The 19,391-nt window shown below is 62.9% G+C and carries 18 protein-coding genes; 14 read left to right on the top strand and 4 right to left on the bottom strand.

Translation table 11 applies throughout. The features are described from left to right. Window positions 1–10: 10 nt before the first annotated feature. From EOB59_RS00525 to EOB59_RS00555, 7 genes are all read left to right on the top strand, one after another. Window positions 11–835 (top strand): alpha/beta hydrolase, encoded by an 825-nt coding sequence (locus EOB59_RS00525; protein ID WP_164895541.1) that lies wholly within the window; start codon window positions 11–13, stop codon window positions 833–835. Between the two features lie 393 nt (window positions 836–1,228). Further along, entirely contained in the window at window positions 1,229–2,182 is a 954-nt protein-coding gene (locus EOB59_RS00530; protein ID WP_236383139.1) for an ABC transporter permease, read from the top strand. Window positions 2,183–2,217: 35 nt separating this feature from the next. Further along, on the top strand, window positions 2,218–3,234 hold the full coding sequence (locus EOB59_RS00535; protein WP_127320431.1) for a sugar ABC transporter substrate-binding protein: 1,017 nt from the start codon (window positions 2,218–2,220) through the stop codon (window positions 3,232–3,234). Between the two features lie 12 nt (window positions 3,235–3,246). After that, the gene (locus EOB59_RS00540; protein ID WP_127811199.1) at window positions 3,247–5,364 is read left to right on the top strand and encodes an SMP-30/gluconolactonase/LRE family protein; all 2,118 of its coding nucleotides are present in this window, start codon (window positions 3,247–3,249) and stop codon (window positions 5,362–5,364) included. Further along, window positions 5,361–6,455 (top strand): strictosidine synthase, encoded by a 1,095-nt coding sequence (locus EOB59_RS00545; protein ID WP_127811200.1) that lies wholly within the window; start codon window positions 5,361–5,363, stop codon window positions 6,453–6,455. The genes EOB59_RS00540 and EOB59_RS00545 overlap by 4 nt, the downstream gene beginning before the upstream one ends. A gap of 3 nt (window positions 6,456–6,458) precedes the next feature. Further along, window positions 6,459–7,958, top strand: a complete 1,500-nt coding sequence (locus tag EOB59_RS00550) for a sugar ABC transporter ATP-binding protein (protein ID WP_127811201.1) — start codon at window positions 6,459–6,461, stop codon at window positions 7,956–7,958. A gap of 125 nt (window positions 7,959–8,083) precedes the next feature. Then, window positions 8,084–8,980 carry a LysR family transcriptional regulator gene (locus EOB59_RS00555; RefSeq protein WP_128287396.1) on the top strand — a complete coding sequence of 299 codons (897 nt, stop codon included), beginning with the start codon at window positions 8,084–8,086 and terminating at the stop codon, window positions 8,978–8,980. Between the two features lie 97 nt (window positions 8,981–9,077). Here EOB59_RS00555 and EOB59_RS00560 read toward each other — a convergent pair whose 3' ends face one another. Then, window positions 9,078–10,574, bottom strand: a complete 1,497-nt coding sequence (locus EOB59_RS00560; RefSeq protein ID WP_128287397.1) for an aldehyde dehydrogenase family protein — start codon at window positions 10,572–10,574, stop codon at window positions 9,078–9,080. 141 nt (window positions 10,575–10,715) lie between these two features. Between EOB59_RS00560 and EOB59_RS00565 the strand changes: the two genes are divergently transcribed. Both EOB59_RS00565 and EOB59_RS00570 read left to right on the top strand, forming a co-directional pair. Then, window positions 10,716–11,459 (top strand): glucose 1-dehydrogenase, encoded by a 744-nt coding sequence (locus tag EOB59_RS00565; protein WP_128287398.1) that lies wholly within the window; start codon window positions 10,716–10,718, stop codon window positions 11,457–11,459. Window positions 11,460–11,484: 25 nt separating this feature from the next. Next, window positions 11,485–12,582: an isocitrate/isopropylmalate dehydrogenase family protein gene (locus tag EOB59_RS00570; protein WP_128287399.1), complete on the top strand. Its 1,098-nt coding sequence runs from the start codon at window positions 11,485–11,487 to the stop codon at window positions 12,580–12,582. A gap of 70 nt (window positions 12,583–12,652) precedes the next feature. Here EOB59_RS00570 and EOB59_RS37125 read toward each other — a convergent pair whose 3' ends face one another. Then, a complete protein-coding gene (locus EOB59_RS37125; RefSeq protein ID WP_281061692.1) occupies window positions 12,653–13,507 on the bottom strand; it encodes a hypothetical protein in 855 nt (284 codons plus the stop codon). Window positions 13,508–13,511: 4 nt separating this feature from the next. On the opposite strand from EOB59_RS37125, the gene EOB59_RS37130 reads away from it, so the two are divergent. Next, a complete protein-coding gene (locus EOB59_RS37130) occupies window positions 13,512–13,826 on the top strand; it encodes an alpha-hydroxy-acid oxidizing protein (protein ID WP_281061693.1) in 315 nt (104 codons plus the stop codon). Window positions 13,827–14,018: 192 nt separating this feature from the next. On the opposite strand, the gene EOB59_RS00580 is transcribed toward EOB59_RS37130, so the two are convergent. Then, the gene (locus EOB59_RS00580) at window positions 14,019–14,618 is read right to left on the bottom strand and encodes a TetR/AcrR family transcriptional regulator (protein ID WP_128287400.1); all 600 of its coding nucleotides are present in this window, start codon (window positions 14,616–14,618) and stop codon (window positions 14,019–14,021) included. Window positions 14,619–14,981: 363 nt separating this feature from the next. On the opposite strand from EOB59_RS00580, the gene EOB59_RS00585 reads away from it, so the two are divergent. Then, window positions 14,982–15,713: an NAD(P)-binding domain-containing protein gene (locus tag EOB59_RS00585; RefSeq protein ID WP_128287417.1), complete on the top strand. Its 732-nt coding sequence runs from the start codon at window positions 14,982–14,984 to the stop codon at window positions 15,711–15,713. A 249-nt stretch (window positions 15,714–15,962) separates the two neighbouring features. Here the strand turns inward: EOB59_RS00585 and EOB59_RS00590 are convergent, their stop codons facing one another. Beyond that, window positions 15,963–16,868, bottom strand: coding sequence for a LysR family transcriptional regulator (locus EOB59_RS00590; RefSeq protein WP_013533150.1), 906 nt, complete (start codon window positions 16,866–16,868; stop codon window positions 15,963–15,965). Between the two features lie 135 nt (window positions 16,869–17,003). On the opposite strand from EOB59_RS00590, the gene pxpA reads away from it, so the two are divergent. The 3 genes from pxpA (at window position 17,004) to EOB59_RS00605 (ending at window position 19,390) form a co-directional block, all read left to right on the top strand. Further along, on the top strand, window positions 17,004–17,726 hold the full coding sequence (gene pxpA / locus EOB59_RS00595) for a 5-oxoprolinase subunit PxpA (protein ID WP_128287401.1): 723 nt from the start codon (window positions 17,004–17,006) through the stop codon (window positions 17,724–17,726). Between the two features lie 66 nt (window positions 17,727–17,792). Further along, window positions 17,793–18,026: an acetyl-CoA carboxylase gene (locus tag EOB59_RS00600; protein WP_013533152.1), complete on the top strand. Its 234-nt coding sequence runs from the start codon at window positions 17,793–17,795 to the stop codon at window positions 18,024–18,026. Next, window positions 18,026–19,390, top strand: a complete 1,365-nt coding sequence (locus EOB59_RS00605) for an acetyl-CoA carboxylase biotin carboxylase subunit (RefSeq protein WP_127811208.1) — start codon at window positions 18,026–18,028, stop codon at window positions 19,388–19,390. Before EOB59_RS00600 ends, EOB59_RS00605 begins: the two co-directional genes overlap by 1 nt. The last annotated feature ends 1 nt before the right edge of the window (window position 19,391 follow it).

The raw sequence follows: 19,391 nt of genomic DNA on the forward strand, positions 1-19,391 counted from the left end.
ACCGGCAGTCATGTCAAAGGACCCTTTCCGCACGCGCGACCATGTGGCCGACTTTGACGATATCGTGGCCGACATAGTAAGCCGCAGCGCCGAAACCCGGGCGACCCTGCCAATGTCGGCTGATATCGCCTATGGCGAGGGCAAGGCCGAAAGGTTGGACCTGTTCTTTCCGCCCGGCGCGCGCAGGGATCTTCCCGTGCACATCTTCATCCATGGCGGCTACTGGCGCATGTTCTCCAGGAGCGACTATTCTTATGTAGCGAACACAGTCACCAAAGCTGGGGCGATCGCGGTCATCGTCGACTATGCGCTGATGCCCGAATTCAGGATGGCGGCAATCGTCGCCCAGGTCCGGCGCGCCAAACAATGGGTGCTGGACAATATAGCCGCTCATGGCGGTGACCCTGCCCGGCTAAGCGTAAGTGGTCATTCGGCGGGCGCACACCTGGCCACATTCCTGTTCGAAAAGACGCCAATGCCATCGCGCATACGTGCGGCGCTGCTGCTAGGCGGCCTTTACGACCTCAAGCCCCTTCAGACGTCCTTCGTCCAGCCGCTAATCGGAATCACCGATGAGGAGGCAGCTGCCTTCACCCCAATGACGCGGTGGCATGACCCGGAGACGGCAGCGACCATTCTCGTGGGAGATCAGGAAACGTCACCTTTTCACCAGCAGGCCGCCGACTTCGGAAAGCGCTTGCGCGCGCAGGGGCACCTTGTCTGCGACCTCCGCCTGAATGACCGAAACCACATGAACAGCGTGCGTGATCTGGGCATCAGCGGCACACAATCTGGCGATTGCCTGATGGCGATGATCGAGGGAAACTGCCTATAGGACGGAACCTGGGGAAGCAGAGCCGCTTGACTGCCGGGCCAGACACTCCCGTCACTCAAGAAAGTACCGTCACGGGATCGCGGCACGCTACCGGCATCGGGCTGAGCTTTGCGGCAGGTGAAATCCGGCAGAGGACACAACCGACGATTCCTCATCCTCTTTCTCCACACTGACGAACTGCACAGCGCATCAGAAAATCGAAATTGCCCCTGGCGCCCTGAGTCGCGATGGTCTTAACGCATGCAGCCGGCTTAGGGCTGTGGAGGAAACGTCGTCGCGGCAAAGCCCCTGGGGCAAGGCCGCTTTGGCACGCCGCTGGTTCAAACCGGCAGCGAGGGAGGAACTGACTTGGCTGGTTCGGGCAAATCCGACACCGCGCGCTTGGGCATCAAAATGTCCCAGGAACTCGTCGTCGGCGCGATCTCGGCCGTCCTGTTCCTGGTGTTCTCGGCGACGCTCAACAATTTCCTGAGCCAGGGCAACATCCTTGCCATTCTCAAGAATGTCTCGATCCTCGGCACGCTGGCCGTCGGCATGGGGTTCATCGTCGTCGGGCGCGGCATCGACCTGACCATGGTGGCGGTGATGGTGGTCGGCGTCGCCTTCAGCATTTGGATCTCCACCTGGGGCGTCGACTTCACGCTGGCCATCATGTGCGGCGCCATCCTGGTCGCGGTCATCGGCCTGTTCACCGGCGTCATGGTGGCAGTGGCCGAAATTCCGCCGATCTTCGCCACCCTTGCCATCGCATCCTCGGTCTACGGCTCTGGCCGCATCGTCTTTGCGTCCGACGTGCTCTATGCCCCCTCCGATATTGGCTGGCTGAAATTCGTCGGCAACGGAACCATCCTCGGCATCCCGATGTCGGTGATCATCTTCGCGGCGGTGGCCGCGCTCATGGGCTTCTTCCTGAGGAAGACCCGCTTCGGCCGGCTGGTCTATGCCACTGGCGACAACCCGAACGCGGCCCGCACCACAGGGCTGCCGACGCGCCCGATCATCGTGACGCAATATGTCATCAGCGCCCTCATTGCCTATACCGCCGGCATCATCATGCTGGGGCTGGTCACCGGCATCGACACCCGCCTCTACAATTCCAGCCTGATCTACGACGTGCTGCTGGTGGTCGTGTTGGGCGGCATCGGCCTCTCCGGTGGCCAGGGCGGCGTACGCAACGTCATCGTCGGCACCATTCTGGTCGGCATCCTGACCAACGGCATGACGATCCTGAACTTCAGCTACACCAGCCAGAATCTGATCAAGAGCGTGATCCTGCTGGGCGCGCTGGCGATCGACGCCATCATCAATCCGCGCGACGAGCAGACCTCGCAAAGCGGCGACATCTGAAACAAGAACCGAGACATAAATCTGGGAGGAGAAACATGAAATTGTTCAAGAACTGCCTGTTCGCGGGCATGACAGCGCTCGCGCTGCTGGGCGCGGCGAAAATCACCACGGCGCAGGAAACCGATCAGGTCGGCCGCTCCACTTATCTCGAGGCGCTCAAGGGCAAGAAGGTCATCTTCGTGCCGATCTCACAGGGCATGGACCTCAACCAGGCATGGGTGGTGGTGTGGCAGCGTCACGCGGCACGCTACGGCTTCAGCCTCGAAGTGCGCGATCCCTCCGGCGACACCAATGCCGGCATCCGCGCCATGCAGGGCGCCATCGCCGAGAAGCCGGACCTGATCATCGTGCAGAACCCCGATGTCCAGACCTACGCACGCCTATTGAAACAGGCGCAGGCGGCCGGCATCAAGGTGCTGCAAGTCAACATGCAGTCGGCCACCCAGACCGACAGTTATGTAGGCAATGACTGGATCGAAATGGGCCGTCTCGAAATGGGCGAACTGGCCAAACACTGCACCGGCCCCAATGCCGTCTCGCACAAGGTGGTCTGGCTCGCCGGTGTCCAGACGGGCGCCGCCAACATCTACATGCGCACCGGCATCGACGAGGTGCTGAAGGCCAATCCCGAGCTGCAGCTCGTCTCCGACCAGCCGGCCGATTACATGAGCGAAAAGGCCCGCCAGATCACCGAGACGGTCCTCCAGCAGCATCCGGACCTGTGCGGCATCATGGGCATCTGGGACAATGCCGAGGTCGGCGCAGGCGCCGCCGTCGCGGCCGCCGGCAAACAGGACCAGGTGACGATCGTTACCAATGGCGCCGGCAGCGCCACGGGCTGCGAGAGCATCAAGAACGGACTGCTCGACGTGATCTTCAACTTTAATGCCCCGATCCAGGCCGAGATCGCCGCACAGCAGATTTCCGAGCTGCTGCAGCAGCCCGAGCGGCAAGCGGGCAGCGAGAAGACCATCTTCTTCGGTCCGATCACCCGCGTCGACAAGGCCAATGCGACCGGCAGGAATTGCTGGAAGCTGGACGAGCTCAAGTAACGGACTTCCTTGATGAGCATGGCCGAAAGCCTTGTGCGCTGGCGCTACCGCCTGCTCCCCGACCACGTGGTCGGGGAGATCCTGACCAAGAAGTGGATCGACAGCGTCATCCCCTTCACGGCGCTGGTCATTTTGTGCGCGATCTTCGGCTCGATCGTGCCGGGCTTCTTCGATCTGGCGACGCTGACCAATCTCAGCGGCCAGACCGCCGAGCTTGGCCTGGTGGTGCTCGGCATGACCATCGTCATGGTGTCGGGCGGCATCGATCTGTCGGTCGGGTCGACCTTCGCGCTCGCCGTGTTGGTCACGCTGTATGGCATGAATGTCGAGCAGTGGAGCTTTGGTACCGGCCTTCTGGCGTGCTTGGGCCTCGGCGTCGTCTGCGGCGCCATCAACGGCTTCCTGGTTGGCTTCCTGCGCATGCGGGCCTTTCTCACCACGCTGGTGACGCTCATCATCTACCGCTCGACCTTCGACATCGTCTTCCCGCAGGTCTCGACGCGGATCGTCACCAGCGGTTCGGATTCGCCGGCCTATGATTTCCTTGGTTTCGGCACGATCTGGGGCGTGCCGACATCCTTTGTGGTCTTCGTCGTCATCGCGCTGATCATCCATCTCGTGCTGTCGCGCGCCCGCTATGGCTGGCGGTTGTTCGCGGTCGGCGGCGCGCGCCGCTCTGCCTACAATGCCGGCATCAATGTGCGCTTCATCTTGTTCAGCGCCTATGTCTTGTGCTCGGTGCTGGTGGCGCTCTCCGGCTTCTTCTTCTCGGCTCGCATCGGCAGTGCTGCTTCCGACATCGGCACCGGGCTCGAACTGCAGGTGTTGACCGCAACCGTGCTCGGCGGCATCTCGCTCGGCGGTGGGCGCGGCTCGGTCGCCAAGGCGCTGATGGGCACCGTCTTCGTGCTTGTCCTGTCGAACAGCCTGCTTGCGCTGGCCGTGCCCGGCCCGGTCAATTTCCTGATTCTCGGCATCGTGCTGCTTTTGTCGGTGCTTCTCGACGTGCGCTGGGTGAAGAACCGCCACAAGATCCTGCGCAGTGTCTACATCTCGCCGACCTTCGCCAAGATGCCGCAGGCGATCTCGACCGCGTCCGGCGCGCCGATGGCGGTGAACGACCGGTTGAAGGACGTCGGCGTCATCGGCCTCGGCTTTCTCGACGGCGCGGAAGATGTGATCTTCGACCGGCAGGACCGCCTCTACACCGGCAGCCGCCAAGGCGATATCCTGCGCTTCCAGCCGCCACACTACACCGACAGCGAAGTGTTCGCACATATTGGCGGCTCGCCGCTCGGCATGGCTTTCGACCGCGACGACAACCTCGTCATCTGCGTCGCCGGCATGGGCCTCTACCAGGTCTCGCCGGCCGGGGATGTAAAACTGCTGACCGCCGAGACCAACCGCTCGCTGACCTCGGTGGTCGACGACTCCACCATGAAGCTCGCCGACGACTGCGACATCCTGCCGGACGGCCGCATCGTCTTCTCGGAAGCGACAGTGCGCTTCGAGATGCATGACTGGTATGCCGACGCGCTGGAAAGCCGCGGCAACGGACGCATCATCGTCCATGATCCCAAATCCGGTTCGACACGCACACTGCTGTCGAACCTCGTCTTCCCCAATGGCATCTGCACGGCCTTCGACGGCCAGTCGGTGCTGTTCGCCGAAAGCTGGGCCTGCCGCATCAGCCGCTACTATTTCGATGGCCCGAAGAAGGGCCAGGTCGAGCGCGTCATCGAGGGCTTGCCCGGCTATCCCGACAACATCAACCGCGCCTCCGACGGCACCTACTGGCTGGCCCTGATGGGCATGCGCACGCCGGCATTGGATCTCTCGCTTGAAATGCCGGGCTTCCGCCGCCGCATGGCGCGGCGCGTATCGGAAGATGCGTGGCTGATGCCCAATCTCAACACCGGCTGCGTGCTGCGCTTCGACGAGAACGGCCAGATCCTCGAAAGCCTGTGGGACCAGGCAGGCGAAAAGCATCCGATGATCACCTCGATGCGCGAGCACAAGGGCATCCTCTATCTTTGCGGCATCTTCAACAACCGCATGGGCACTTTGCCCCTGAAAGGCGTCTATCCCGACTGGTTCAGCTCGGATTCCTACTGGGGCAAAAAGTCATGAGCGGTTTGAACCAGCTTCTTGACCGCTTTCTCGGCCGTGGCGAGTGGGCCGTGACCGTGCCGACGCTCGACGGGCCGTTGCTGCCCAACCAAGGACTGGAGGAAGCCGGCCAATTCGCCGGCCTCGCCGAGGCCGACAATCTCGTGCGCACCGAAAAGGGCCTCCTGGCAAGCAGCGCGAACCGGCTGATGCGCTTTAGCGCCGACGGCCATGCCGAAACCTTGCAGGAATTTCCGGGCGAGATCACCGCACTCGCCCATGCCCGCGGCATGACCGCGATGGCCATCGACGGCAAGGGCGTCGTCATCCGCGGCGGCCTGCATGACGGGCGCGAGGCGACGGGCGAGGAGGCTCGCCGCCTCTCCTGCATCACCGCTCTCACCTTCCTCGACAGCAACACCTTGCTGGTGGCCAACGGCTCGGCCTCAGTGCCGGCGAGCGGTTGGCGTCGCGACCTGATGCAGAAGAGCGTATCCGGTTCGGTCTGGCGGCTCGATCTGAAAAACGGCCGGCTGGAGTTGATCAGGGATGGCTTGGCCTGGCCGGCCGGCATCGCCACCACCGGCTCCAACCGCATCTACGTCTCGGAGGCCTGGCGCCACCGCGTGCTGGCGATCGACCTTGCCACCAAGGCGACGCTGCCCGTGCTGGAGCATCTGCCGGCCTACCCCGCCCGCATCGCACCGGCCTTCAACGCCGGCTACTGGCTGACCTTCTATTCCGTGCGCAACCAGTTGGTGGAGTTCATCCTGCGCGAGGACACCTACCGCACCCGCATGCTGGCGGAAGTCCCCGAGGCCTACTGGATGGCGCCGTCGCTCGGCTCATGGCGCGACTATCGCGAGCCCATGCAAGGCAGCCAGTTGAAGCAGATGAACGTGCTGAAGCCATACGCGGTGACAAGGTCCTACGGGCTGGTGGTCCTTTGCGACCAGAACATGAAGCCGCTGTCGAGTTTCCATTCGCGCGCCGACGGCAAGGTGCACGGGACGCTGAGCGCCTGCGAGCTGGGCGATGACCTTCTGGTCGCCTCGCGCGGCGGATCGCGGATCGTGCGCGTGGCGAGCGCCGCCAGTGGCAAGCGAGGCTAAGCGATGTCGGACGCCAACATCATTGAACTCAGGGACGCCGCCAAGGCGTTCGCGCGCATTCCGGCCTTCAAGAATGTCAATTTCGACCTGCGCAAGGGCGAAATCCATGCGCTGCTCGGGGAAAACGGCGCCGGCAAGTCGACGCTGACCAAGGTCATGGCCGGTGTCTTCAAGCTGACCGAGGGCAAGATGACCTTCGACGGCAAGGATGTGTCCTTCGCCACGCCCGCCGAAGCGCTGCGCGCCGGCATCGCCATGGTGTTCCAGGAAACCAACCTGGTGCCGGCCATGACGGTGGCGCAGAATCTCTATCTCGGCGAAGAGAAGATGTTCAACCGGTTGCGCGGCCTCTACATTCAGGCGCGGCAGTTCCTCGCCGGCATGGGCTTCCAGGTCGACCCGTCCGCGCAGGTCAGCACGCTGGGCGCGGCGCACAAGCAGATGGTGGAGATCGCGCGCGCCGTCCACCACAAGGCCCGCGTCATCATCTTCGACGAGCCGACCGCGACGCTGACGCCCGAAGAGAAAAGCCACTTCTTCAAACTTTTGCAGCGGCTGGTGAAGGAGGGCATCGCCGTCATCTTCATCACCCATGCGCTGGAAGAGGCGCTTGCCGTCGCCAACCGCATCACGGTCATGCGCGATGGTGAGATCGTCGCGTCCGGCGAAGCCAAGGGCTTCACCCGCGCTTCGATCGTGCAGGCCATGGTCGGCCGTACGCTGACCGAAACGCTGCATGGCGAGGTCAAGCGCACGGCGCGGCCCTATGGCGACAAGGTGCTTTCGGTCGAGAACCTGTCCTGCGCCGGCCTGGTGCGCAACTCTTCCTTCTCGGTGTTTTCGGGCCAGGTCACCGGCATGTTCGGCCTTGTCGGCGCCGGCCGGACCGAAATGGCCAAGGTCGTCGCCGGACTGTTGAAGCGCAACATCTTCCACGGCGGCGAGATCCGCCTGCTCGGCAAGTCGGTGCGTTACCGGGTGCCCAGGCCTGCGGTGCGCGACGGCATCGTCTATGTCACCGAGGATCGCAAGGTCGACGGCTTCTTCGAAACCATGACTGCGGGCGAGAACCTTCAAGTGGGTGAACTGACCGAGGGCGCCAATCCCGTCTCCATGGTGTCGCTGGCGCGGGCCAGGCAACTTGCCCGCGAATGGGGCGAACGTCTGAGCCTGCGGCAGACCAGCGACCGAGCCCGGATGATCGAGCTCTCCGGCGGTAACCAGCAAAAGGTCGTGATCGCCAAATCGCTGATCCAGAAGCCTAGGCTGGTGATCTTCGACGAGCCGACACGCGGTGTCGACGTCGGCGCCATCGTCGAGATCCACCAGCTCATCAGCGATCTCGCCGAGCAAGGCATGGCCGTCGTTGTCATCTCGTCCTATCTGCCTGAAATTCTCGCCGTTTCGGATCGCATTCTGGTGGTCAAGCGCGGCCGCGTGGTCGAGGAGATGATGCTGTCGGAGGCCACCGAGGAGCGCGTCATGTTCGCCGCGGTTCATTGAGCGGCTCGACAAGGAAGACACTTTTGCCGGTCAAGCCAGGACCAATGTCTGGCCGGTCCTATTGCCTTGCAATCGGTTCCGCGTCTGAATAGGTCAAAGGGTCAGATCACCCTGCCCGAGCGGATATGCCCAGCATTAACCTCAAACTTCTGCAGACGTTCCTGCTTGCCGCCGAAAACGGCAGCTTCCGTCGTGCTGCCGAGGAGAGCAATCGTTCGCCATCGGCGGTCTCGATGCAGATTCGCGACCTTGAGGAGCAGATCGGCATCTCGCTGTTTATCCGCACCGCACAGCGTGCAAGCCTGACGCCGGAAGGCCAGATCCTGTTCGAGGAGATCGCCAATGTGATGTCACAGGTGCAGACCAGCCTCGACCGGCTGACGGAGGTCGCCGCTCGGCGCAAGGGCAAGGTGCAGATCGCCTGCGCCCCGACGCTCGCGGCAAGCCGGCTGGGCGATATCCTGGCGACATTCAAGTTGCGCTATCCCCGCAGCATCGTCGAGGTCATCGAGAGCCCGCCGCAGGCCGCGCTTGGCCTTTTGCAACAGCAGGAGGTCGAGTTCTACATCGGCCCGGAACTGCCAAACCTGACGGACTTCCAGTTCGAGTCTATCCTCGACGATCCGCTGATGGCCTGCATTCCCACGGAAATATACGGCGGCGAAAAGAAGCTGCTGCTCTCCGACCTGCTGCGCTATCCGCTCATCCTGCTCAACCGCAAAACCGCCGTGCGCGGCCTTGTCGATCGGCTGACGGCGGCGGAAGGCATCGAGCTCAAGCCGCAATACGAGGTCGAAAGCGCACAGACGGCGGTGGCGCTGGTGTGTTCGGGACTTGGCGTCTGCGTGGTGCCCGGCATCGCCATTTCGCGCAATGACGAGCGCATGCGAGTGGTGCCGATCGACCATCGCGACGCCCACCGCTCCGTCGGCATCATCACGGCGCGGGGCTATGTGCACCACTCCTTCTCCGAACAGCTGATGAACCTCATCCGCACCAATTTGCACGAACTGGCAAACTGAGCATCGCGCCTTCGGACAGGCACCTTGCACGAGCGCCGAGAATAGTGCGGGAACGCCGTCATTCGCAGCCCGGCCTCACCTGAATATCAGCGCACCCTCAGTCGGTCTGGATCCAGACCGATTTGGTCTCCAGATATTCATGCAGATGTTCGATGCCGCCCTCGCGGCCGTAGCCGGACATCTTCATGCCGCCGAACGGCACCGCCGGGTCGATGGCGTGGTACATGTTGACCCACACCGAGCCGGCCTTGATGCGGCGGGCGAGCTTGTGCGCGGTGCCCAGATGGGTGGTGAAAATGCCGGCTGCCAAGCCATAGGGCGTCGCATTGGCCCGCGCCACGGCTTCGTCGAGCGTGTCGAACGGCATCGCCGAAATCACCGGACCGAAGATTTCTTCACGCGCGATGGTCATCTTGTCCGACACCGCGCCGAAGACGGTCGGCGCGATGAAATTGCCGCCGTCGTAGGGCTCGCCCGTCAGTCGAGATCCGCCCGCTATCAGTTCCGCGCCTTCGTCGCGGCCGGCCTTGATATAGCCCACCACCTTGCCGGCCTGCCTGGCATTGATGAGCGGGCCGATTTCGGTTTCCGCCTCGATGCCATGGCCGATGCGAAGCCTGCCGGCAAACTCGGCGACCCGGCGCACGAATTCGTCATGGATTTCGCGCGCCACGAACAGCCGCGATCCGGCGATGCAGATCTGGCCCGAATGCACGAACACCGCCATCGCGGCGACAGGAACCGCCTTGTCGATGTCGGCATCGCGGCAGACGATGATCGGCGATTTGCCGCCGAGTTCCAGGGAAACGCGCTTGAGGTTTGTCACGCCCGCCCGCGCGATGGCCTGCCCGGTCAGCGTCGAGCCGGTGAAGACGATCTTGTTGACGTCGGGATGTTCAGCGAGCCGCGCACCGGCCTCCGCCCCGGTGCCGGTGACGACGTTGACGACGCCGTCGGGAACGCCGGCTTCCTGCATCAGCCTGGCGATCAGCAGCGGCGTCAACGAGGCGTCCTCCGAGGGCTTCAGCACGATGGTGCAGCCGGTGGCCAGCGCCGGCGCGATCTTCCAGATCGACGCGGCGGTCGGAGCGTTCCAGGGGATGATCGCGCCGACAACGCCCACCGGCTCGCGCCTTGTGAAGCTGACGATCTCGCCGGGGATCGAATTGTCTATGGATTCGCCATGCAGCGCGGTCGCCATGCCCGCATAGAAGCGCAGCATGCCGATGACGCGCCGCCGGTTGGCGAGCGTGCGCGTGATCGGCAGTCCCATGTCGAGAGTGTCGGAAACGCTGAGCTCTTCCCAATGAGTCTCGAAGAGATCGGCGATGCGCAGAAGCACGCACTGCCGCTCATAGGGCGAGAATTTTGACCACGGCCCTTCGAAAGCCGTGCGCGCAGCCGCCACCGCCGCATCGACGTCGGCGGCCGAGCCACGCGGGACGGTGGCTAGCACTTCGCCAGTCGCCGGGTTGAGCGCCTGCATCTCCTGGCCGGATTGTGCCGGAACCCACCTGCCGCCGACGAACATCGGCCGGAATTCGCCGTGGTAGAGCGCCGTGGCCTTCGCCCGCGGGTCGAAATTCAGCGTCATCCCTTCCTCCTCACAATTCCGTGGCGACTATGCCTCCGACGCCGGTCGACCTCAAACAAGGAAAGCTAAAAGGGCGTTCAGATAATCGGACTGTGCAATGTACGCGACTTCCCCGATGGTGCCGGCAATGGAGGAACAGATATGAGACTTGCTGGCAAGGTCGCCATCGTCACTGGCGGCGGTTCGGGATTTGGCGAAGGCATCGTCAGGAAATTCGTCACCGAAGGTGCGCGGGTCGTGTTGATGGACCGTGATGGGGCCGCCGCGGCCCGCGTTGCTGCCGAAGTCGGCGAAAATGTGCGGCCAATCACTGGCGACGTCTCGACACTCGCAAGCTTCGAAGCGGCGGCAGACCTGGCCCGCTCGGCCTTTGGCGGTCTCGACATACTGGTCAACAATGCCGGCGTGGCCCAGCCGCCCCTGGCGCTCGAGACGATGGACGAAGAGACGTTCGACCGGATCGCCAACGTCAACATGCGATCCATCTACAATGGCGCCCGTGCGGTCGTTGCGCATTTCAAATCCATCAAATCGGGCGCCATCCTCAACGTCGCCTCCACCGGCGGCGTCTCGCCGCGCCCGAATTTGACCTGGTACAATGCTTCCAAAGGCTGGGCGATTGCCGCCACCCGGGCCATGGCCGTGGAACTCGCCCCCTTCGGCATCCGCGTCAACGCCATCAACCCGGTTGCCGGCGACACGCCGCTTCTGTCCACCTTCATCGGCTCCGGCGAGGAAAACCGCGCCCGCGTCGTCGCCACCATTCCGATCGGCAGGCTGTCTACGCCGGCGGACATGGGCAACGCCGCGGCATTCCTGTGCTCCGACGAGGCCAGCATGATCACCGGCGTCGACCTCAATGTCGACGGCGGCAAGTGCATCTGAGCGTTAGACCATTTGGGAGTTGGCGATGAAGCCTGTCTACGAAATCGCCGTGGTGCATGGCGACGGCATCGGCCCGGAAGTCTGCGCCGCAGCGGTTCAAGTGGTGAAAGCAGCGCTTGGTCCCGGCAACCCCTTGCACTTCAGCGAATACCCGGCCGGAGCCGAGCATTTCCTGAAGACCGGCCAGAGCTTTCCCGAGCCGACCTTCCAGGCCTGCCGCGCGGCGGACGCCATCCTGCATGGTGCGGGCGGCTTGCCGGGCGTCGTCCATCCCGATGGAACCGAAGCAGGCCTGGATTTCACGCTGAGGCTGCGCTTCGAACTCGATCTCTATGCCAACATCCGCCCCGTCAGGCTCTTCGAGGGCGTGCCGAGCCCGTTGAGCGGCGTGAATGCCGGAGATATCGACTACATCATCTTGCGCGAGAACAGCGAAGGGCTTTACGCCGCGCGGGGATCGGGCGCGCTGTTGCGCGGCGAAGTCGCGGTCGACACGCTGGTGCAGACCCGCTCCGGCATCGTGCGCATCGTGCGCAAGGCCTTCGAACTGGCGCGCCAGTCGGGCGGCGCGCCTCGTGACGGCGTGCGCCGGGTCACCTGCTGCGACAAGGCCAACGTGCTGCGCAGCTATGCCTTCTTCCGCTCCGTCTTCGACGAAGTGGCGAAGGACTATCCCGATATCGCGACCGAGCACGCGCTGGTCGACGCCATGGCGATGCATCTCGTGCTGAAACCGGGCCATTTCAACGTCATCGTCAGCGAGAACATGTTCGGCGACATCCTGTCCGACCTCGCCGCCGCGACGGTGGGCGGGATGGGCATGGCGCCTTCAGCCGAGATCGGCGCGGCCAACGGCTTCTTCCAGGCCGCGCACGGCTCGGCGCCCGACATTGCCGGCCAAGGTATCGCCAATCCGTATGGGACGATCCTGTCGGCAGCCTCGATGCTCGACTGGCTCGGCCACAAGCATGGCGACGAGAGGCTCAACCAGGCCGCGGCGCGCATCCGTCGCGTGACCGAGGACTGCTTGGCCAACGGGCTTCTGAGCGCCGACCTGAAAGGCAGGGCGTCGACCAGCGAGATAACCCGCTCGATCTGCGACCGGCTCGCGGCAGCGGCGTGACTGATGATCAAGGTGAAGATAGATCTTGTTGGACCTCGCAAGGTCGGCCAGACGCTCATGCGCCGGATATTCATTGCCGACCGGCACGAGGGCGAGGCTTGAGATGGGCGCTCTCGATCGCCAGGTTTCGGTCGAGGATTTTCGCAGGCTTGCCCGTCGTCGCCTGCCGAAATCCATCTTCGAATTCATCGATGGCGGGGCGGGGCAGGAACTCACCCTTAACGCCAACCGAAGCGATTTCGAAAAGATCAGACTTTTGCCGCGCGTGCTTACCGATGTTTCGCATCCGAACGTTTCCACGACGCTCTGGTCCGAGACCTTGCCGACACCGCTCGTGATCAGCCCGATGGGTTCCTGCGCGCTGGTCAGGCCCGGAGCCGACATTGCGATCGCGAGGGCGGCAACCGCTCGCGGCATCCCCTACACACTCTCCACCATGGCCACGGCCAGCATCGAAGGCATGGCGCGAGCCGTACAGGGGCCGCTGTGGTTCCAGCTTTATGTGCTCAAGGATTTCGACTTCAATCGCCAACTGGTGAGGCGAGCGGAAGAATTTGGCTATTCGACGCTGGTGGTGACCGTTGATCTGCAAGCCGGGGGCAAGCGCGAAAAGGATCTTAGGAACGGCATATCCATCCCACTGCGGCCTTCGGCCCGGCATCTCTGGGAAGGCATGCTTCATCCTGGCTGGTCGCTGCGCCTGCTGCGCGGTCGTCTGCCCCAGTTCGAGAACGTCCGCGGCTATCTCGGTGACAACAGCGCCGGCCTGACGATCGCCGCGCGTGTTGGCGGCAGCCTCCATGCAGGTTTCGACTGGGACGATTTCCGCCAGATCCGCGACTGGTGGAAAGGCCGGCTGCTGGTCAAGGGCATCCTGCACCCCGGGCGACGCGTCGCGACTGGTGGCGGCTGGTGCCGATGGCATCTGGGTGTCCAACCATGGAGGCCGTCAGCTCGACGGTGCTGTATCGAGCATCGATGCCCTGCCCGCCATCCGTCAGGCACTGGGCGCCCAAGTCCCGATCCTCATCGATTCCGGTATCCGCACGGGCACGGACATCATCAAGGCCAAGGCACGCGGCGCCACCGTCGCGGCGATCGGCCGGGCCGCCCTGTTCGGCGCCGTGGCTGGCGAGGCCGGTGTGGCCAAGGCACTCGATATCATCCTGGACGAAGTGGTGACTTGCCTCAGGCTCTGCGGAATCCCCCGTTTTCAGGAAGCGGGATCAGAAATCATAGCATAGCGCCAAGACGTGTGCTCACGCTTGGTCGCAAAGTTTCAGCCACCAATTGCCGCCCTCGCACGCCGCTCTTCCCAGGCCCAAAAGCCGCCGTCCATCCAGACGACGGCAGCCATTCAGAAAGCGTTTGTTTGATGCACACGCGCTGGCGACAGCGTTATGAAATTCGAAAGGCTGCGCAGTCGGATAGGCGGACTAAACTCCGCCGCCCGGTGCTGTTTTCGGTTCCATCCATCCGTTCTTCAGGACATCGCGAAGCACGTTCCGAGTGTCTTCGCCCGCTGCCGTTGCGCCGCTCGCCCAAGCGATCGCCAGTGCTCCGAAAAAGATGTCGCGCCCGGTCATCGTCCGTCGTGCAAGCCCTTCGTCCTGTGCAGCCTTCAGGATTCGCTCCGTCGTCGCGATGACAGCATGGCAGGTCGGCGTCAGCGGGGATTCTACTCGGCAAGCGGCCCGTAACGGTTCAGGCAAGCCCTCATAAGCCAGCATCCAGTCGCCGAGAGCTTCAACCCAGAGTTCGAGTGCGCGGCCTGCATCGCTCTCCCCGGCTTCGATTTCAACGCGACGATGGTCGAGGCTTTCATAGTGAAGAATTAGCAGCGCAGCCAGGAGGGCGTCTTTGTTTGGAAAATGGCGGTAGAGCGTCCCTGCCCCCACGCCCGCCAGCTTCGCGATAGCATCCATCGAGACGTCAACACTGTCGTTGCCGAACGCTTGTCGCGCCACCTCGAGAATGTGCGCCCGATTGTGTTGCGCGTCCCTGCGGAGGGCTGACGTGATCGACGATTGAAACATGACTGACCTTTGAACCCTTGAAGATCGGAGACACTCTCCGTATCTAAAGTCGAAGCGGAGATAGTCTCCATATATCCCGTGGTCGACTGTTCTAACAGGTCGGCATGAGCCGGCGAAACGAGGACGATGATCAGGCAGATGATACCGGCATGCATCTGGGCAACGGTACGGCAACCTGCCTGGGGCCTGGCGCGCGGTCAGTAGATGCCGCGAGCAAGCTATACGAAGTTCGAGGCGGGCTGTTCCATCGGGGGTTATGGCGGCACCACCCTGCGCGACCATCTGGATGTCCCGCTCAACACGGGATCGATCCGCGCATCATGCGCTGAGCTCACAATCACAATTACCTGGAAGGAAATCGACATGAACATCGGCATTATCGGCGCGGGAAATATCGGCACCACCCTCGCACGAAAGCTGACAGCGGCCGGACACGCGGTGAAGCTGGCGGGCTCGAAGGGGCCTGATGACATCCGCGAGAAGGCGATGAAGGTTGGTGCGCTCCCGGTTGCCGCGCACGAAGCAGCCAGGGATGTCGAGGCGATCGTTCTATCGATCCCGTTTGCGAAGATTCCCGATGTCGCCAACATCTTTGCCGATGTACCAGCCGACGTGGTCGTGATCGACACCTCCAATTATTATCCTATGCGCGACGGGAACATCGCGGAGGTTGACGATGGCAAGCCGGAAAGCGTCTGGTCCAGCGAACAACTCGGCCGGCCGGTGGTCAAGACGTTCAATGCGGTCCTCGCCCAAACGCTCGCCGAAGGTGGCGGAACGGCCGAACGGATCGCGATCCCCGTCGCAGGCGATGATGCGCATGCCAAAGCGATCGCACGCGAACTGGTGAACGAGACCGGTTTCGACGCACTTGATGCCGGCGATCTCGCGAGTTCCTGGCGCCAGCAACCGGGCACGCCAGCCTACTGCACGGAACTGACGTTGCCTGATCTTCAGCATGCGCTGTCCACGGCGGAAAAGGCGCGCGCACCCGGAGCTCGCGACGCACTGATCAAGGGCTTCATGGAGGCGACGGCCCCCCTCCGCCACGAGCAGATCGTAGCCCGCAACCGTGAAGTCACCGCCCTCCGATGAGAGACTTTTCCGATTCCGGCCCGAGGTGGTGACCAAGAAGACTCTCCAAGAGTTCCTTCTGTTTGTCGGGAACAACCTGCCAGCGACGATGACGAGGCCGGCGTGAACCGGCTCTTTAGAGTTTTGTGAAGCCCTTGGCGTTATTTGCGACAAAGGTGAAATCCCCCTTGATGATGCGAGGCATCAACTCCCACGCTCCGCTGCTCAACCAGCGAGCCTGAGCCATAGCGCCTGCCTGACGGCAGGCGGTTAGCCGCCGCCGCCCATGGTCACGGACATGAAGGCCCGGAAGGCCGCCGCGGCCGGTTCGATTGATCTGTCCCGCGACCAGGCCAGGCCGACATCCATGGTAGGAATGGGCTCGACAAGCCCGCGCACTTCGATGCGCTGCCCCTCCAAGGACCAGGGGCGGTAAACCATGTCGGACAGGACAGTGACCCCCATGCCGGCAGCCACGAGCGACCGCACGGCCTCGACCGAACTGGTGGTAAGGACGGCGCGAAGCGAAAGCCCCGCGGCATCCCAGTAACGGGCGGCCGTCGTACGTGCCTCGTCAACCGTCAGCATGACATAATCTTCCGCCGCCACATCGGCGAGGCTGATTTCCTGCCGCGCGAGCAGATGATGATCAGCCGAAAGCCAGAGCCGGCGGTTCGACCGCATCAAGACCTCCTGCGCCAACTCCTTGGTGTGCTCCAGGTTGGACACCAGCATCACGGCCATGTCGATGTCCCCGCACATCAACCCGCTTTCGAGAGCGTCTCGGGGCAGTTCCAGCACCTCGACCTCGATCTCGGGATAGGTCTTTCGAAACCGCGCGTAGTGGCGCGACATGTAGTAGCCGACGACCGTGTAGGTCATGCCAAGCCGCAGCTTGCCCGCCAGGCCTTTCCTATCGCGCAACGGGCTTCGGACGGCGGCAGCGACGGCCCCGGTGATAACACGCGCATGTTCAAGAAACCGCGCGCCCTCCATAGTCAGTCTTACGCCAGCGTGGTTACGCTCCAAAAGCCGTACGCCCAGGTCAGCCTCAAGCGTCTTTATCGCCGCAGTGACGGCCGATTGCGAGATGTTGAGTTCCACCGCAGCATGACTGACCTGTCCGCTCTCGGCGGTCGCGATAAAATAATCAAGCTGTTTCAAGGTGATGGTCATGGTGCGCTCCGGCCCAGAACCATTATCTGTTTTTTTGATATGACAATCAATAAACTACTATTTCACAAACGCCCTCGCATGCGCAAAAAATGCTGCAACGCCGCAAAGACGGCAGCTTCGAGGGGTAACAATGCGATGGCGGTGACGCTAAACTGCGACATGGGCGAAAGCTTTGGCCTCTACAAGGTTGGCGATGATATGGGCATGATGCCCATCATCGACGTTGCCAATGTCGCCTGTGGTTTTCATGCCTCCGATCCGGATCACATGCACGCCGCCGTCCGCAGCGCCAAGGCGAGTGGCGTAAAGATCGGCGCCCATCCAGGCTTGCCCGACATTCAGGGTTTCGGCCGGCGCGAGATGCGGATGACCCGCGAAGAAGTCAGGAACACCATCATTTACCAGGTGGGAGCGCTTGCCGGCTTCCTCAGGGCCGAGGGTGTGGAACTCCACCACATCAAGCCGCATGGCAGCCTCTACTTCATGGCCATGCAGCAGGAGGCAATCGCCCATGGCGTGTGCGACGCGGCAGAGATTTTCGGCGTACCCCTCTTCGGCATGACGGGCACCCTGCATGAGAAGATCTATCAAGAGCGCGGTATCCCATTCGTCGCCGAGTTCTATGCCGATCTCGACTACGATGCCTCCGGCAAGCTGATCTTGACGCGCGTTCATGACGCCAAGGACCCCGCAGAGATGGCCGAGCGGTGCGTGCGCGCCATCAGGGAGGGCGAGGGCACGGCAGAGGACGGCGGTTTCTTCCCCGTACGCTGCGAAACCATCTGCGTGCATTCCGATACGCCGAACGCCATCGAAATAGCCAGGGCCGTGCGCACCGCAATCGCTCCCTGGCACTGAACTCGACCGAACCCGCCCGCGCAGGCGGTTCCAAATTAGTCTGTCTGCAGTTTTCCGGAGCTTTTTATGGCCCAGATTCTTTCGCCTCTTCCCGGCACTTTCTATCGCAGCGCTTCGCCAGACCAGCCGCCCTACAAGGCGGATGGCGACGCGGTTTCCGCCGGAGACGTAATCGGCCTCATCGAAGTGATGAAGTCGTTCCACGAAGTGAGGGCCGAGACGGCCGGTACGAACATCCGCTTCATTGCCGACAATGAAGACCCGATCATGGCCGGCGCACCTATCGCGGATCTCGACTGATGCTGAAAAAGCTTCTGGTTGCCAACCGGGGCGAGATAGCGGTCAGGATCATCCGGGCCGCGCAAGATTTGGGGATCGCCACCGTGGCGGTGTATTCGGCCGCAGACGCCGAGTCGCTCCACGTCCAGCTTGCGGACGAATCGGTCAACATCGGCCCACCAGCAGCAAAGAAGTCCTATCTCAATGTCGAAGCAATTCTGAAGGCTGCCCGCGACACCGGTTGCGACAGCGTTCATCCTGGCTATGGTTTCCTTGCCGAGAATGCCGCGTTTTCCGACGCGGTCACAGGCGCTGGATTGGTCTTCGTCGGCCCGTCGGGAGATGCGATCCGGATGATGGGAGACAAGGTCTCGGCGCGATCGGCCGCCGCCGCTGCAGGTGTCCCTGTGGTGCCTGGCTCGGCTGGCCGGGTCGAGGGCCTCAAGGCTGGCCACGAGGTGCTGACCGCAACCGGTTTTCCGGTGATGATCAAGGCGGCGGCAGGCGGCGGCGGGCGGGGCATCCGCATCGCCAACTCGCTCGCCGAGTTCGAACAAGCCTTTCCTCAGGCCGAAGCAGAAGCCCTCGCCGCCTTTGGCGACGGTGGCCTCTACATGGAAAAAGTGATCGGCAAGGCCCGCCATATCGAGGTGCAGGTGCTGGCAGACGGAAGCGATGCCATTCACTGCTATGAGCGGGAGTGCTCGCTGCAGCGGCGACGCCAGAAGGTTTGGGAGGAGGCGCCGTCGCGCGCACTTTCAGACAGGCTGCGCGAGGATCTCTGCGCTTCGGCGGTCGCTTTGGCCAAGGCGGTCAAATACTCTGGTGCCGGCACGGTAGAGTATCTTTATGACGATGAAGCAGATCGCTTTTACTTCATCGAGATGAACACCCGTATCCAGGTCGAGCACCCGGTCACCGAAGCGATCACCGGCATCGACCTCGTTGCGGAGATGCTTCGCATCGCCGGCGGCGAGAAGCTGCGGATTCGGCAAGGCGATGTCTCCGTCAAGGGGCATGCGATCGAAGTCCGACTCAATGCCGAAGACCCGGCGAAGGAGTTCGCTCCATTCCCTGGGCAGGTGGCCGAGCTTCGCATTCCCGGCGGTCCGGGCGTACGCTTCGATTCGATGCTCTACCAAGGCTATCAGGTGCCGCCCTTTTATGATTCGCTGCTTGCCAAGCTGATCGTGCATGCAGAAACGCGCGAGGCGGCGATAGTGCGCCTGATCCGCGCGCTCAACGAGTTGAAGATCGGCGGGCTCAAGACCACCAAGCCGCTGTTTCTTGCGCTGGCCGCCGATCCGGCGGTACGGGCGGGAGACGTGCATACCCGCTGGCTGGAAGGCTGGCTCATCGAAAACGCCGCAACATTGGCGGGTTAAG

This window comes from Mesorhizobium sp. M7A.F.Ca.MR.176.00.0.0 (assembly GCF_004023165.1).
In the GTDB taxonomy this organism is placed as follows: domain Bacteria; phylum Pseudomonadota; class Alphaproteobacteria; order Rhizobiales; family Rhizobiaceae; genus Mesorhizobium.

Excerpts from the sequence above, each read along its gene's own strand:
- EOB59_RS00590 (WP_013533150.1), bottom strand. The coding sequence starts at position 16,868 with ATGACCATCACCTTGAAACAGCTTGATTATTTTATCGCGACCGCCGAG.
- EOB59_RS00535 (WP_127320431.1), top strand. The coding sequence starts at position 2,218 with ATGAAATTGTTCAAGAACTGCCTGTTCGCGGGCATGACAGCGCTCGCG.
- EOB59_RS00560 (WP_128287397.1), bottom strand. The coding sequence starts at position 10,574 with ATGACGCTGAATTTCGACCCGCGGGCGAAGGCCACGGCGCTCTACCAC.
- EOB59_RS00565 (WP_128287398.1), top strand. The coding sequence starts at position 10,716 with ATGAGACTTGCTGGCAAGGTCGCCATCGTCACTGGCGGCGGTTCGGGA.
- EOB59_RS00555 (WP_128287396.1), top strand. The coding sequence starts at position 8,084 with ATGCCCAGCATTAACCTCAAACTTCTGCAGACGTTCCTGCTTGCCGCC.
- EOB59_RS00545 (WP_127811200.1), top strand. The coding sequence starts at position 5,361 with ATGAGCGGTTTGAACCAGCTTCTTGACCGCTTTCTCGGCCGTGGCGAG.
- EOB59_RS00550 (WP_127811201.1), top strand. The coding sequence starts at position 6,459 with ATGTCGGACGCCAACATCATTGAACTCAGGGACGCCGCCAAGGCGTTC.
- EOB59_RS00525 (WP_164895541.1), top strand. The coding sequence starts at position 11 with ATGTCAAAGGACCCTTTCCGCACGCGCGACCATGTGGCCGACTTTGAC.
- pxpA (WP_128287401.1), top strand. The coding sequence starts at position 17,004 with ATGGCGGTGACGCTAAACTGCGACATGGGCGAAAGCTTTGGCCTCTAC.
- EOB59_RS37125 (WP_281061692.1), bottom strand. The coding sequence starts at position 13,507 with ATGCCATCGGCACCAGCCGCCACCAGTCGCGACGCGTCGCCCGGGGTG.
- EOB59_RS00530 (WP_236383139.1), top strand. The coding sequence starts at position 1,229 with ATGTCCCAGGAACTCGTCGTCGGCGCGATCTCGGCCGTCCTGTTCCTG.
- EOB59_RS00605 (WP_127811208.1), top strand. The coding sequence starts at position 18,026 with ATGCTGAAAAAGCTTCTGGTTGCCAACCGGGGCGAGATAGCGGTCAGG.
- EOB59_RS00570 (WP_128287399.1), top strand. The coding sequence starts at position 11,485 with ATGAAGCCTGTCTACGAAATCGCCGTGGTGCATGGCGACGGCATCGGC.
- EOB59_RS00600 (WP_013533152.1), top strand. The coding sequence starts at position 17,793 with ATGGCCCAGATTCTTTCGCCTCTTCCCGGCACTTTCTATCGCAGCGCT.
- EOB59_RS00540 (WP_127811199.1), top strand. The coding sequence starts at position 3,247 with ATGAGCATGGCCGAAAGCCTTGTGCGCTGGCGCTACCGCCTGCTCCCC.
- EOB59_RS00585 (WP_128287417.1), top strand. The coding sequence starts at position 14,982 with ATGAACATCGGCATTATCGGCGCGGGAAATATCGGCACCACCCTCGCA.
- EOB59_RS00580 (WP_128287400.1), bottom strand. The coding sequence starts at position 14,618 with ATGTTTCAATCGTCGATCACGTCAGCCCTCCGCAGGGACGCGCAACAC.